Origin of the sequence: Pseudomonas putida NBRC 14164 (assembly GCF_000412675.1) — a bacterium.
GTDB classification, from domain to species: domain Bacteria; phylum Pseudomonadota; class Gammaproteobacteria; order Pseudomonadales; family Pseudomonadaceae; genus Aquipseudomonas; species Aquipseudomonas putida.
In genome coordinates, this window is sequence record NC_021505.1 from 5,811,315 (window position 1) to 5,824,289 (window position 12,975).

At 62.3% G+C, this 12,975-nt stretch carries 11 protein-coding genes; 5 read left to right on the forward strand and 6 right to left on the reverse strand.

The window, feature by feature from the left end:
- The first annotated feature begins 102 nt into the window (after positions 1 to 102).
- The 4 genes from PP4_RS25850 (at position 103) to trxC (ending at position 7,266) form a co-directional block, all read left to right on the forward strand.
- A complete protein-coding gene (locus tag PP4_RS25850; RefSeq protein WP_041167927.1) occupies positions 103 to 1,845 on the forward strand; it encodes a potassium/proton antiporter in 1,743 nt (580 codons plus the stop codon).
- 35 nt (positions 1,846 to 1,880) lie between these two features.
- Positions 1,881 to 5,189 (forward strand): mechanosensitive channel MscK, encoded by a 3,309-nt coding sequence (gene mscK, locus PP4_RS25855; protein ID WP_016502028.1) that lies wholly within the window; start codon positions 1,881 to 1,883, stop codon positions 5,187 to 5,189.
- 45 nt (positions 5,190 to 5,234) lie between these two features.
- Positions 5,235 to 6,695 (forward strand): protein adenylyltransferase SelO, encoded by a 1,461-nt coding sequence (gene selO / locus PP4_RS25860; RefSeq protein ID WP_016502029.1) that lies wholly within the window; start codon positions 5,235 to 5,237, stop codon positions 6,693 to 6,695.
- 136 nt (positions 6,696 to 6,831) lie between these two features.
- Complete coding sequence (trxC, locus tag PP4_RS25865) at positions 6,832 to 7,266, forward strand: thioredoxin TrxC (RefSeq protein WP_016502030.1); 435 nt, start codon at positions 6,832 to 6,834, stop codon at positions 7,264 to 7,266.
- A gap of 3 nt (positions 7,267 to 7,269) precedes the next feature.
- Here the strand turns inward: trxC and PP4_RS25870 are convergent, their stop codons facing one another.
- The 4 genes from PP4_RS25870 to PP4_RS25885 form a co-directional block, all read right to left on the reverse strand.
- Positions 7,270 to 7,626 (reverse strand): helix-turn-helix domain-containing protein, encoded by a 357-nt coding sequence (locus PP4_RS25870; RefSeq protein ID WP_016502031.1) that lies wholly within the window; start codon positions 7,624 to 7,626, stop codon positions 7,270 to 7,272.
- Positions 7,616 to 7,924 (reverse strand): type II toxin-antitoxin system HigB family toxin, encoded by a 309-nt coding sequence (locus tag PP4_RS25875; RefSeq protein WP_016502032.1) that lies wholly within the window; start codon positions 7,922 to 7,924, stop codon positions 7,616 to 7,618. The genes PP4_RS25870 and PP4_RS25875 overlap by 11 nt, the downstream gene beginning before the upstream one ends.
- 68 nt (positions 7,925 to 7,992) lie before the next feature.
- Positions 7,993 to 8,766, reverse strand: a complete 774-nt coding sequence (locus PP4_RS25880; protein ID WP_016502033.1) for a ParA family protein — start codon at positions 8,764 to 8,766, stop codon at positions 7,993 to 7,995.
- 76 nt (positions 8,767 to 8,842) lie between these two features.
- Positions 8,843 to 9,742 carry a LysR family transcriptional regulator gene (locus PP4_RS25885; protein WP_016502034.1) on the reverse strand — a complete coding sequence of 300 codons (900 nt, stop codon included), beginning with the start codon at positions 9,740 to 9,742 and terminating at the stop codon, positions 8,843 to 8,845.
- Between the two features lie 75 nt (positions 9,743 to 9,817).
- On the opposite strand from PP4_RS25885, the gene PP4_RS25890 reads away from it, so the two are divergent.
- The gene (locus PP4_RS25890) at positions 9,818 to 11,095 is read left to right on the forward strand and encodes an MFS transporter (RefSeq protein WP_217436064.1); all 1,278 of its coding nucleotides are present in this window, start codon (positions 9,818 to 9,820) and stop codon (positions 11,093 to 11,095) included.
- Between the two features lie 116 nt (positions 11,096 to 11,211).
- On the opposite strand, the gene PP4_RS25895 is transcribed toward PP4_RS25890, so the two are convergent.
- Both PP4_RS25895 and hemE read right to left on the reverse strand, forming a co-directional pair.
- Complete coding sequence (locus PP4_RS25895; protein ID WP_016502036.1) at positions 11,212 to 11,559, reverse strand: YgiW/YdeI family stress tolerance OB fold protein; 348 nt, start codon at positions 11,557 to 11,559, stop codon at positions 11,212 to 11,214.
- Between the two features lie 117 nt (positions 11,560 to 11,676).
- Positions 11,677 to 12,741 carry a uroporphyrinogen decarboxylase gene (gene hemE / locus PP4_RS25900; RefSeq protein WP_016502037.1) on the reverse strand — a complete coding sequence of 355 codons (1,065 nt, stop codon included), beginning with the start codon at positions 12,739 to 12,741 and terminating at the stop codon, positions 11,677 to 11,679.
- Between the last annotated feature and the right edge of the window lie 234 nt (positions 12,742 to 12,975).

Consider the following 12,975-nt stretch of genomic DNA (forward strand, 5'->3'; position numbering starts at 1 on the left):
GCGCTGGCCTCGGGTTAGAATCGATTGGCACGCGACCTGCTAGCTTTTGCTGAAAAACGCGCTACCACGTCCCTTCCCGCCGCTGTCTCGGAGTACCTGCCTTTGGATGCAAGCACCATCAACAGCCTGTTCTTGATCGGCGCATTGCTGGTGGGTGCAAGTATTCTGGTCAGCTCGCTGTCGTCGCGGCTGGGCATCCCCATTCTGGTCATCATCCTCGCCGTCGGCATGGTCGCCGGTGTCGATGGTGGCGGCATCATCTTCAACAACTACCCGACCGCCTACCTGGTGGGCAACCTGGCACTGGCCGTGATCCTGCTCGACGGTGGCTTGCGCACGCGCGTTGCAAGCTTCCGCGTGGCGCTGTGGCCGGCACTGTCGCTGGCCACGGTCGGGGTAATGATCACCACCGCCCTCACCGGCCTGGTCGCCGCCTGGCTGTTCAACCTGAGCCTGATACAGGGCCTGCTGATCGGCGCCATCGTCGGCTCAACCGACGCCGCTGCGGTGTTCTCGCTGCTGGGCGGCAAAGGCCTGAACGAGCGGGTTACCGCCACCCTTGAGATCGAGTCGGGCAGCAATGACCCGATGGCGGTTTTCCTCACGGTCACCCTGATCGACATGATCGCCAGCGGCCAGACCGGCTTGCACTGGAGCCTGCTGGGCCACCTGTTGCGCGAGTTCGGCATTGGCGGGCTCCTGGGCCTGGGTGGCGGCTGGGTGATGCTGCAGCTGGTCAACCGCATCAACCTGGCCGGTGGCCTGTACCCGATCCTGGTGGTAGCCGGCGGCCTGGTGGTGTTTTCGCTGACCAACGCCCTGCACGGTAGCGGCTTCCTCGCCGTGTACCTGTGCGGCCTGGTGCTGGGCAACAAGCCTATCCGCAGCCGCCACGGTATCCTGCACATGCTCGACGGCATGGCGTGGCTGGCCCAGATCGGCATGTTCCTGGTGCTGGGGCTGCTGGTCACGCCCCACGACCTGCTGCCCATCGCCTTGCCGGCGTTAGGCCTGGCATTGTGGATGATTCTGGTGGCGCGGCCGCTGTCGGTGGTCGCTGCACTGCTGCCGTTCAAGGCCTTCCATGGCCGCGAAAAGGGCTTTATCTCCTGGGTAGGCCTGCGCGGCGCGGTACCGATCATCCTGGCAGTGTTCCCGCTGATGGCGGGCCTGCCAGACGCCCAGCTGTTCTTCAACCTGGCGTTCTTCATCGTGCTGGTGTCGCTGTTGGTGCAAGGCACCAGCCTGCCGTGGATGGCCAAACTGCTGAAAGTGACCGTGCCGCCAGACCCGGCGCCGATCTCCCGCTCAGCCCTGGAAGTGCACATCACCAGCGAGTGGGAAATGTTCGTCTACCGCCTGGGCGCCGAAAAATGGTGCATCGGTGCCGCCTTGCGCGAGCTGAAAATGCCCGAGGGCACCCGGATTGCCGCCCTGTTCCGTGGCGAGCAACTGCTGCACCCCTCCGGCAGTACCGTGCTGGAAGTGGGCGACATGCTCTGCGTGATCGGTCACGAGCATAACCTGCCGGCGCTGGGCAAACTGTTCAGCCAGGCACCACAGCGTGGCCTGGACCTGCGGTTCTTTGGCGACTTCGTGCTCGAAGGCGATGCCGAACTGGGTGCGGTGGCAGCGCTTTACGGCCTGAAACTCGATGGCCTGGACGCGAAAATGCCGCTGGCGCAGTTCATCCGACAGAAGGTCGGAGGCGCTCCAGTAGTAGGTGACCAGGTCGATTGGCATGGCACGATCTGGACCGTGGCAACCATGGACGGGAACAAGATCCAGAAAGTAGGCGTCAGATTCCCCGAAGGAACGCGACCCGGACCAGGATTGTTCCTCTAAACTTCGTTTCTGCCGGATCCACAAGTAGTCTGCCTATGTCCCTGCGCGTGTACCTTCGCACAGCCCTGCTCGGGCTGTGCCTGTCCCTTTCCTTTGCGGCCACCGCAGCAGAGGCCCCGACCACCGCCAGCATCCAGAACAGCCTCGACAAGATCGCCGAGCGCAAACTGCCCGAGGCTGACCAGAAGGCCCTGCAGCAAGTGCTCGAACAGACGTTGAGCCTGCTTGCCAGCAAGGAAGACAACGAAAGGAAGCTCGCCGCGCTCAAGCAGCAGCTGACCAGCGCCCCCAAGGAAACCAGTGACAGCCAGAAGGAACTGGCCAGGCTCAAGGAAAGCAAGGCGCAGCCTGTCGCTCAACGCTACGCCGCCCTCAGCGTGCCACAGCTCGAGCAAATGCTCAGCGAACGCAACACCCAGCAGGGCGAGCTGCAGAAGGCGCTGTCCGAAGCCAACAGCCTGATCATCAATTCACAAACCCGCCCGGAACGCGCCCAGGCCGAAATCAGCAACAGCCAGGCCCGTACCCAGCAGATCAACAGCATCCTCAAAACCGGCAAGGATGGCGGCAAATCGATCAACGCCGACCAGCGCAACCAGCTCAATGCCGAGCTGGCCTCACTCAACGCACTTACCTTGCTGCGCCGCCAGGAACTGGCTGGCAACAGCCTGCTGCAAGACCTGGGCAACGCCCGCCACGACCTGCTGATCGAGCGTGCCGCGCGCCTGGAGCAGGAAATCCAGGACCTGCAGACGCTGATCAACGATAAACGGCTGGCCCAGTCGCAAGAGGCGGTTACCCAGCAATCGATCGAGGCCCAGAAAGCCGGCGGCAGCAGCCTGCTGGCCAGCGAGAGCGCGGCCAACCTCAAACTTTCCGACTACCTGCTCAAAAGCACCGACCGCCTCAACGAGCTGACCCAACAGAACTTGCGCACCAAGCAGCAACTCGACAGCCTGACCCAGGCCGATCAGGCGCTGGACGAGCAGATCAGCGTACTCAAGGGCAGCCTGTTGCTGTCGAAGATCCTCTACAAACAGAAGCAGGCGCTACCGCACCTCAAGCTCGACCGTGACCTGGCCGATCAGATCGCCGATATCCGCCTGTACCAGTTCGAGATCAACCAGCAACGCGAACAAATGAGCAGCCCGGTTACCTACGTCGACAAACTGCTGGCCAGCCAGCCGCAGGCAGACGTCACCCCGGCCTTGCGCAAAGCCCTGCTGGAGGTGGCGATCACCCGCAGCGATCTGCTCGAGCGCCTGAACCGCGAACTGTCGGCACTGCTCAACGAGTCGATTACCCTGCAACTCAACCAGAAGCAGCTGCTGGGCACCGCGCAGAGCCTGCGCACCACCCTCGACGAACAGATGTTCTGGATCCCCAGCAACAAGCCGTTGGACTGGGACTGGCTGAGCTATGTACCCCAGCGCCTGGCCGACCAGGTCGCCAACCTGCCATGGGGTTCGGGCCTGAAAGAGCTGGCCGACGGCCTGAGCCAGCGCCCGCTGCTGTTCCTGCCGCTGTTACTGGTCATCGGCGCCCTGTTGTGGCGGCGCAAGTACCTGTACCAACGGCTGGGCAAGGTGCACCAGGACATCGGCCACTTCCGCCGTGACAGCCAGTGGCACACGCCCCAGGCGATCCTTATCAACATCCTCCTGGCGATGCCGGTCAGCCTTGGCCTGGCGCTGTGCAGCTACGCCCTGCAGATCGACGCCCGCGGGCAAAACGCCAACCTCGGTGCCGCCCTCTGGCAACTGGCCCAGGCCTGGCTGGTGTTCTACACCGCCTACCGCATCCTGGCCCCCGGTGGCGTGGCCGAAATCCACTTCCGCTGGCACAAGCCGCAAGTCGAGTTCCTGCGTGGCTGGGTACGCCGCCTGGGCACCGTGGTGCTGGCGCTGGTGGGCGTGGTGGCGGTGGCCGAGCACCAGCCTTCGGCGCTGGCCGACGATGTGCTGGGTATCGGCGTGGTGCTGACCTGCTACGCACTGATGGCCTGGCTGCTCAGCCGCCTGCTACTCAGCAGCCCCGCGCACCGCGACACCTCGCTGTTCCGCAGGGCAGTGGGCGTAGCGTTCACCGCACTGCCCATCGCCCTGTTCGTCGCCGTGTGTTTCGGCTACTACTACACCGCATTGAAGCTCACCGACCGACTCATCTACACCCTGTACCTGCTGCTGTTCTGGCTGGTGATCGAGGCGGCGTTCGTGCGCGGCCTGTCGGTGGCGGCACGGCGCCTGGCCTACCAGCGCGCGCTCAGCAAACGGGCAGCGGCCAAGGAAGGGCTGGATGGCGAAGTCATCACCGAAGAGCCGACGCTGGACATCGAGCAGGTCAACCAGCAGTCGCTGCGCCTGATCCGCCTGGCCCTGCTCGGCGGCTTCATCGCCGGCCTGTACTGGGTGTGGGCAGACCTGATCTCGGTGTTCGCTTACCTCAACAACTTCGTCCTGTACGAATACACCAGCGGCACCGGCGCCGCCGCCAGCATGGTGCCGATAAGTCTTGGCGACCTGCTGGGTGCGCTGGTGATCGTCGGCATCACCTTCGCCCTGGCCGGCAACTTGCCGGGCCTGCTGGAAGTGCTGGTGCTGTCACGCCTGAACCTGGCCCAGGGCAGCGCCTATGCCACCACCACGCTGCTGTCGTACACCATTGTCGGCATCGGTATCGTCAGCACCCTGTCGACCCTGGGGGTGAGCTGGGACAAGCTGCAATGGCTGGTGGCCGCGTTGTCGGTGGGCCTGGGCTTCGGCATGCAGGAAATCTTCGCCAACTTCATCTCCGGCATCATGATCCTGTTCGAGCGCCCGGTACGCATTGGCGACACCATCACCATCGGCAACCTGTCGGGCACGGTGAGCAAGATCCGCATCCGCGCCACCACCATCACCGACTTCGACCGCAAGGACATCATCGTCCCCAACAAGACCTTCATCACCGGCCAGCTGATCAACTGGTCGCTGACCGACACGGTCACCCGGGTAACGCTGAAGCTGGGCATCGACTACGGCTCCGACCTGGACCTTGTGCGCGACCTGCTGCTCAAGGGTGCACACGAAAACCCGCGCGTGCTCAAGGCCCCGGAACCGATCGTGTACTTCCTCAACTTTGGTGAAAGCTCGCTGGACCACGAGTTGCGCATGCACGTGCGCGACCTGGGCGACCGCAACCCGACGCTCGACGAGATCAACCGCTACATCAACCGCGAGTTCAAGGCTCACAACATCAAGATCTCGGTACGCCAGGTCGAGGTGTTCCTGATGGACCAGAAGGGCGGCAAGCAGCAGCTGATTCCGCTGGAGCAACCTAAACCGGATGGCACTGCACCGGCCTGAGTGGGCTCGAATGCTTTATTCTGTGCGGAATCTCAGGAGCAGCCCGTGAAAGCCCTCGACCAACTCACCTTCGACAACCGCTTCGCCCGCCTGGGCGATGCGTTCTCCACCCAGGTGCTGCCCGAGCCCATTGCAGACCCGCGCCTGGTGGTAGCCAGCGAGTCGGCCATGGCCTTGCTCGAGCTCGACCCCGCCCAGGCCGACCTGCCGGTGTTCGCCGAGCTGTTCAGCGGCCACAAGCTGTGGGAAGAAGCCGACCCACGGGCGATGGTCTATTCCGGCCACCAGTTCGGCTCGTACAACCCACGGCTGGGCGATGGCCGCGGCCTGCTGCTGGCCGAAGTACTCAACGACAAAGGCGAGCACTGGGACCTGCACCTCAAGGGCGCCGGCCAGACCCCTTACTCACGCATGGGCGATGGCCGCGCCGTGCTGCGCTCGTCGATACGCGAATTCCTTGCCTCGGAAGCCTTGCACGCACTGGGTATCCCAAGCAGCCGGGCGTTGTGCGTGATCGGCTCCAGCACCGCGGTGTGGCGTGAAACCCGCGAAAGCGCCGCCATGCTCACGCGCCTGGCGCAGAGCCATGTGCGTTTCGGCCATTTCGAGTATTTCTACTACACCAAGCAGCCCGAGCAGCAGCGCGTGCTGATCGACCATGTCCTTGAGCAGCACTACCCCGAATGCCGTGACGCCGAACAACCGTACCTGGCCATGTTCCACACCATCGTCGAGCGCAACGCCGAACTGATTGCCCGCTGGCAGGCCTATGGCTTCTGCCACGGGGTGATGAACACCGACAACATGTCGATCCTGGGCATCACCTTCGACTTCGGCCCTTACGCCTTCCTGGACGACTTCGACGCCAACTTCATCTGCAACCACTCCGACGACCGTGGCCGCTACAGCTACGCCAACCAGGTGCCCATCGCCCACTGGAACCTCAGCGCGCTGGCCCAAGCCCTGACCACCGTGATCGAAGTTGAGCCGTTGAAGGAAGCGTTGGGGCTGTTCCTGCCGCTGTACCAGGTCCATTATCTGGACCTGATGCGCCGGCGTCTGGGCCTGACCACTGCCGAGGACGACGACATGGCGCTGGTCGAGCGCCTGCTGCAGTGCATGCAGCGTGGCGGCGTGGACTACAGCCTGTTCTTCCGAAAACTCGGTGAGCAGCCGGTGGCCGATGCGCTGAAAGTGGTGCGCGACGACTTCATCGACCTGGCCGGCTTCGATGCCTGGGGTGCAGATTACCTGGCCCGCTGTGAACGTGAACCCGGCAATGCCGAAGGCCGCCGTGAACGGATGCATGCGGTGAACCCGCTGTATGTGCTGCGCAACTACCTGGCGCAGAAGGCCATCGAAGCGGCTGAAGCGGGGGACTACAGTGAAGTGCGGCAATTGCACCAGGTACTGACCAGACCCTTCGAGGAGCAGCCCGGGATGCAGGCCTACGCCGAGCGGCCGCCGGAATGGGGCAAGCACCTGGAAATCAGCTGCTCTTCCTGATTGATGATTGCTCTACCGGCCCTATCGCCGGCAAGCCAGCTCCCACAGGTAACGTGCCAGACTTGATGCAAGCGGTACCCCTGTGGGAGCTGGCTTGCCGGCGATAGGGCCCGAACAAACAACACAAGGAATTGATATGTCCGACCCACTGGTAATCCCCTGCCCCCACTGCAACGGCCTCAACCGCCTCCCCGCCGAGCGCCTGGGCGATGCCCCGAAATGCGGCCGCTGCAAACAGGAGGTGATGTTGAGCACCCCCTTCGAGCTCACCGAAGCCAGCTACGCCAGCCAGATCAAAGGCGACCTGCCGCTGCTGGTCGACATCTGGGCCGACTGGTGCGGCCCGTGCAAATCCTTCGCCCCCACCTTCGAACAGGCTGCCCGCCAACTTGCCGGCCGCTGCCGTCTGGCCAAGCTCGACAGCGAAGCCAACCGCAACCTCGCCGGGCAACTGGGCATACGCTCGATCCCCAGCTTGCTGCTGTTCAAGAACGGGCGCGAAATCAGCCGCCAGGCCGGGGCGTTTCCACTCCAGTCGTTGCTGGAGTGGGTGCGTAGCCAAGGGGTCTAATTCTCAGGCATTTGCCAGTAGCGACTCATAGGGAATACGAAGGCCATCATGCAGGCGCTTGATCATCGAAAGGCTTAGCCCACGCTTCCCATTCAATACTTCCGATACTCGGCCGCTTGGGCCGATATATGGCTCAAGATCACGTGGGGTAAGGCCCTGCTGATCCATGCAGAATTTGATGGCCTCGATGGGATTGGCGGGATGAATGGGATAGTGCTTGTTTTCGTACACTTCAATCAGTGTCACAAGCACCTCCATTTCATCAGCTTCTGGCGTGCCCGCTTCTGCCTGGAAAATGGCCTCGAGCCGCTGGAACGCGGCTCGAAGGTCGTCATCATTGCGGATCGGCTTAATATTCACAGACTGTCTCCACGTCAATCTCGTCGTAGCGCTTGTGCGTACCGACGAACTTCACCCAGGCAATACCGGCTCGATACTGCATCTCGACCACAAGCCGATACTTGTTCCCCCCGATGTTGAAAACCACGCGGTTCTTGCCGCAGATGCTGGCATTGCCAATCTGATCTTTTACATCCTGTGGCGTTCGCCAGATAGCTTTGAGCGCCATATCGTGCCAGCTTTCCAAGGCCGCTTTGGCATCTTCATGCCCAGGCAATTCCCAGAACTTCACCAAGCTGCTTTTGGCAATGACGCGCATCCAAGCAAATCTCCCGTTTTGGGAGATTGTGCTCGGGACTTGGATAAAGTGCAAGCGTCAGGCAGGCGCTATTCGCTGCGCTCAAGCAAATCGTGCAACTCGACAAACTGCTGGGTCAGCTTGTGCCGCGGCTCCAGGTGAATCAGCGGCAGGCTGGCGTGGTGCGATTCGCGCATCTTCACCGAGCTGCCCAGGTACACCGGAAGCACCGGCAGGCCTTCGGCCAGCAGCTCGTCGAGCATCTGCTGCGGCAGGCTGGCACGCGACTGGAACTGGTTGACCACGATGCCTTCGACCATCAGGTCTTCGTTGTGGTCTTCCTTGAGGTCTTCGATCTCGGCCAGCAGGCCGTACAGGGCCTGGCGCGAGAAGCTGTCGCAGTCAAAGGGGATGAGCACACGATCAGCCGCGATCAACGCGGAAACCGCGTAGAAGTTAAGCGCCGGCGGGGTATCGATGTAGATACGCTCGTAGTCCTCGTCCAGCTCGTCGAGCAACTTACGCAGCTTGTTGATCTTGTGCTTGGCCTCAAGCTTGGGCTGCAGGTCGGCCAACTCGGCAGTGGCCGTGACCACGTGCAGGTTGTCGAACGGGGTTTCGTAGATGTCGACCTTGTTCTTCTTGCTGAACGGCCCGCTGGACAGGCTTTGCTTGAAGAAGTCGGCGATACCCATGGGGATGTCCTCGCCGGTCAGGCCGGTGAGGTACTGGGTCGAGTTGGCCTGGGCATCCAGGTCGATCAACAAGGTCCGATAGCCTTCATTGGCACTGACCGCCGCCAGGTTGCAGGCGATGCTCGACTTGCCCACGCCACCTTTCTGATTGAACACCACGCGCCGCATGATTGACCTCCGTGTTTCAACGAATGCCCGAGTATGTGGCGGCACTGCGGCAATGGCCAGCGCCATTTGGCCTGCATTACCCCTGGCCGACCACCTGCCCCGTCAACAGCTCGGCAAACGCCTTGGCCATCACCGAATTGCCGCGCTCGCGCTGCACCAGCCACACCGCCGACATCGCCCCCTCATCCAGCAGCGTGCGGTACACCACGCCTTCGATGCGCATGCGCTGGAACGACGCCGGTAACACCGACACCCCCAACCCCGCCGACACCAGGCCGATGATGGTCATCGCCTCCCCGGCCTCCTGGGCAAAGTGCGGGCTGAAGCCTGCCTGCCGCGCCAGGCTGAGCAACTGGGCATGCAGGCCGCTGCCATAACTGCGCGGGAAGAATACGAACGGCTCGTGGGCCAGCGCCGCCATGTGCACCCCTTGCTCAGTGCTTTCAGCCAGCGGATGCGATGCGTTGATGACCGCCACCAGCGGCTCGCGGAACAACTCGGTGGCCACCAACCCTTCTGGCAACGGCATCGGCCGCATCAGCCCCACTTCGATGGACTCGTCGAACACCCCTTCGGCCACATCGCGGCTGCTCATTTCCTTGAGGTTCAGGTGCACCGCCGGGAAGCGCTGGCGGAAGGCATGAATGGCCTTGGGAATCTTCGAGGTGAACGGGGCCGACGAGGTAAAGCCGATCTTCATCTCGCCCAGCTCCCCCAACTGCGCGCGCCGAGCCACGTCGGCGGCCTTCTCCACCTGCGCCAGCACCTGACGGGCCTCTTCGAGGAACAGCCGCCCTGCCTCGCTCAGTTCCACCCGACGGTTGGTACGCTCGAACAGCCTGGCCCCCAGTTCCTGTTCCAGGGCCTGGATCTGCTGGCTCAGGGGCGGCTGGGAAATACCCAGTTGCTGGGCGGCACGACCAAAGTGCAGTTCTTCGGCCACGGCGATGAAGTAACGCAGATGACGCAGCTCCATGATCAGCTCCAAATGATTCGAAAAACGTCTTAAATAGGTCGAACAATATATTGGATCTAATCATTAGCCAGCTATATGCTTTTTTCATTGCGCCAGAGGTACCCGCCCGTGAAAACTGCTGTAGCCCCCCTTCCCGCCGAGCCAGAGCCTGCTCTACTGAACGAAATGTGGATTGAAAAAGGCACCCCGGCCTTCATGAAGACCGTGCTGGCCCTGTTCAGCGGCGGCTTCGCCACCTTCGCCCTGCTGTACTGCGTGCAGCCGATGATGCCGCTGCTGTCGAAGGAGTTTTCCATCAACGCGGCCCAGAGCAGCCTGGTACTGTCGGTGTCCACCGCCATGCTGGCGTTCGGCCTGTTGATCACCGGCCCCATTTCTGACCGTATCGGGCGCAAGCCGGTGATGGTCTTTGCCCTGGTTTGCGCCGCCCTCTCCACCTTGGCCAGCGCGGTGATGCCAAGCTGGGAACTGGTACTGGCCACCCGCGCCTTGGTTGGTCTGTCACTGAGCGGCTTGGCTGCCGTGGCCATGACCTACCTGAGCGAAGAAATCCACCCACAGCACATCGGCCTGGCCATGGGCCTGTACATCGGCGGCAATGCCATTGGCGGCATGAGCGGCCGGCTGATTACCGGCGTGCTGATCGACTTCGTCAGCTGGCACACGGCCATGCTGACCATCGGTGGCCTGGCCTTGGTCGCCGCACTGGTTTTCTGGAAGGTGCTGCCCGAATCGCGCAACTTCCGCCCGCAGATGATGAGCCCGCGCAGCCTGCTGGACGGTTTTGTCATGCACTTCAAGGATGCCGGGCTGCCTTGGCTGTTCCTTGAAGCCTTCCTGCTGATGGGCGCCTTCGTCACCTTGTTCAACTACATCGGCTACCGCTTGCTGGCCGAGCCTTACCATATGAACCAGGCGCTGGTGGGCTTGCTGTCGGTGGTCTACCTGTCCGGCATCTACAGCTCGGCACAAGTCGGTGCCCTGGCGGACAAGCTGGGCCGGCGCAAGGTGTTCTGGGCCAGTATCGTGGTGATGGCGGGTGGCTTGCTAATGACCCTGGCCAGCCCGCTGGCGATGGTGATCGTGGGCATGCTGGTGTTCACCTTCGGCTTCTTTGGCGCGCACTCGGTGGCCAGCAGCTGGATCGGCCGCCGGGCGCTGAAGGCCAAGGGGCAGGCATCGTCGCTGTACCTGTTCAGCTATTACGCAGGGTCCAGCGTGGCGGGTACGGCGGGCGGGGTGTTCTGGCACCAGTGGGGCTGGAACGGCATAGGACTGTTCATTGGCAGCTTGTTAGCCGTGGCGTTGCTGGTGGCGCTGCACCTGAGCAAGTTACCACCCAAGACAGCCTGAGCATGGGGCTGCTTCGCAGCCCAATCGCCGGCAAGCCAGCTCCCACAGGAACCCACAAGGCTCATGACCTGTGGAGTACTTGTGGGAGCTGGCTTGCCGGCGATTGGGCCATCAGATCAGTTGATGATCTCGACAATATCCACATCCACTTCCCGGCTCATCAGGTGCTTTTCCACCTCACCGGTCAGCTTCACCTTGGTCTTGTCGTTGAACGGCGTCGGTGGCAAGTCTTCGTCGTCGATTTCAACAGTGATGGTGCCGGTGTTGTCCTTGAACTCGTACTTGTCGTCGTTGTTGATCTTCTTGGTCACATACCCCTGCAGCACCACAGGCGTGTCATCGGCGGCATCGTTGGCAGCCGCAACAGTGGTGACAGACTGGGCGCCAGGGCCGGTATAGGTTGCGGCCAGAGCAGCGGTGCTGAACAGAGGGGCAAGGATCAGGGCGAGGTAACGGGCTTTCATGGGGAACGGGTCCTGTTTCGGTTTCGATGGGACCAGATTAACGACGATCGCTGAATTAAAACTTAATGCAACAAAAAGCCCGGCACAGGACCGGGCTTTTTGTTTTCAGCATTCAACTCACTGGTGGTACTGCGCAGACAGCTCGTGAACGGCATTGATGAACACGCCAGCGTGCTCCGGGTCGACTTCCGGGGTAATGCCGTGGCCAAGGTTGAACACATGGCCGGTGCCGTGGCCGTAGCTGGCCAGGATGCGCGCCACTTCCTGGCGGATGGCTTCCGGCTTGGCGTAAAGCACGGTCGGGTCCATGTTGCCTTGCAAGGCTACTTTGTCGCCCACGCGGCGGCGGGCATCGCCGATTTCGCAAGTCCAGTCCAGACCCAGCGCGTCGGCACCGGCTTCAGCAATGCTCTCCAGCCACAGGCCGCCGTTCTTGGTGAACAGGATCACCGGCACCTTGCGCCCTTCGTGTTCGCGGATCAGGCCGCTGACGATCTTGCGCATGTAGGCCAGGGAGAATTCCTGATAGGCCGCCGCAGACAGGTTGCCGCCCCAGGTGTCGAAGATCTGCACAGCCTGGGCGCCGGCAAGGATCTGGCCGTTGAGGTAGCTGGTGACTGACTGGGCCAGCTTGTCCAGCAGCAGGTGCAGGGCTTGCGGGTTGTCGTAGGCCATGGCCTTGGTCTTGCGGAAGTCTTTCGACGAGCCGCCTTCGACCATGTAGGTGGCCAGGGTCCACGGGCTGCCCGAGAAGCCGATCAGCGGCACGCGGCCGTTCAGTTCGCGGCGGATGGTGCTGACCGCGCCCATCACATAGCCCAGATCTTTCTGCGGGTCGGGGATCGGCAACGCTTCAATGTCGGCGGGGGTGCTGATGACCTTCTTGAAACGCGGGCCTTCGCCGGTTTCGAAGTACAGGCCCAGGCCCATGGCATCGGGGATGGTGAGGATGTCCGAGAACAGAATCGCCGCGTCCAGCGGGTAGCGCTCCAGCGGCTGCAGGGTGACCTCGCAGGCAAACTGCGGGTTCATGCACAGGCTCATGAAGTCACCGGCCTTGGCGCGGCTGGCGCGGTACTCCGGCAGGTAGCGCCCGGCCTGGCGCATCATCCACACCGGGGTGACGTCTACAGGTTGCTTGAGCAGTGCACGCAGGAAACGGTCGTTCTTCAGGGCAGTCATGTCGGCATCCGGAAAAATAGTGCGGGCATTTTCTCAGACGCCAGCGCAAAAGGCACGGCCATGGCCATGCGTTTTGTCTATTGGATGCCACAGATCAAGCGTTTTTGTATACAAAAATGCCCTGGGGGCTGCTTTGCAGCCCTATTCGCGGCACAAGGCCGCTCCTACAGGGAATCGCATATCTCCTGTAGGAGCGGCCTTGTGCCGCGATGGGCCGCGAAGCGGCCCCAACAA

Coding starts and splice junctions, on each gene's coding strand:
- mscK (WP_016502028.1), top strand. CDS start 1,881: ATGTCCCTGCGCGTGTACCTTCGCACAGCCCTGCTCGGGCTGTGCCTG.
- trxC (WP_016502030.1), top strand. CDS start 6,832: ATGTCCGACCCACTGGTAATCCCCTGCCCCCACTGCAACGGCCTCAAC.
- PP4_RS25875 (WP_016502032.1), bottom strand. CDS start 7,924: ATGCGCGTCATTGCCAAAAGCAGCTTGGTGAAGTTCTGGGAATTGCCT.
- PP4_RS25880 (WP_016502033.1), bottom strand. CDS start 8,766: ATGCGGCGCGTGGTGTTCAATCAGAAAGGTGGCGTGGGCAAGTCGAGC.
- PP4_RS25885 (WP_016502034.1), bottom strand. CDS start 9,742: ATGGAGCTGCGTCATCTGCGTTACTTCATCGCCGTGGCCGAAGAACTG.
- PP4_RS25890 (WP_217436064.1), top strand. CDS start 9,818: ATGCTTTTTTCATTGCGCCAGAGGTACCCGCCCGTGAAAACTGCTGTA.
- PP4_RS25895 (WP_016502036.1), bottom strand. CDS start 11,559: ATGAAAGCCCGTTACCTCGCCCTGATCCTTGCCCCTCTGTTCAGCACC.
- hemE (WP_016502037.1), bottom strand. CDS start 12,741: ATGACTGCCCTGAAGAACGACCGTTTCCTGCGTGCACTGCTCAAGCAA.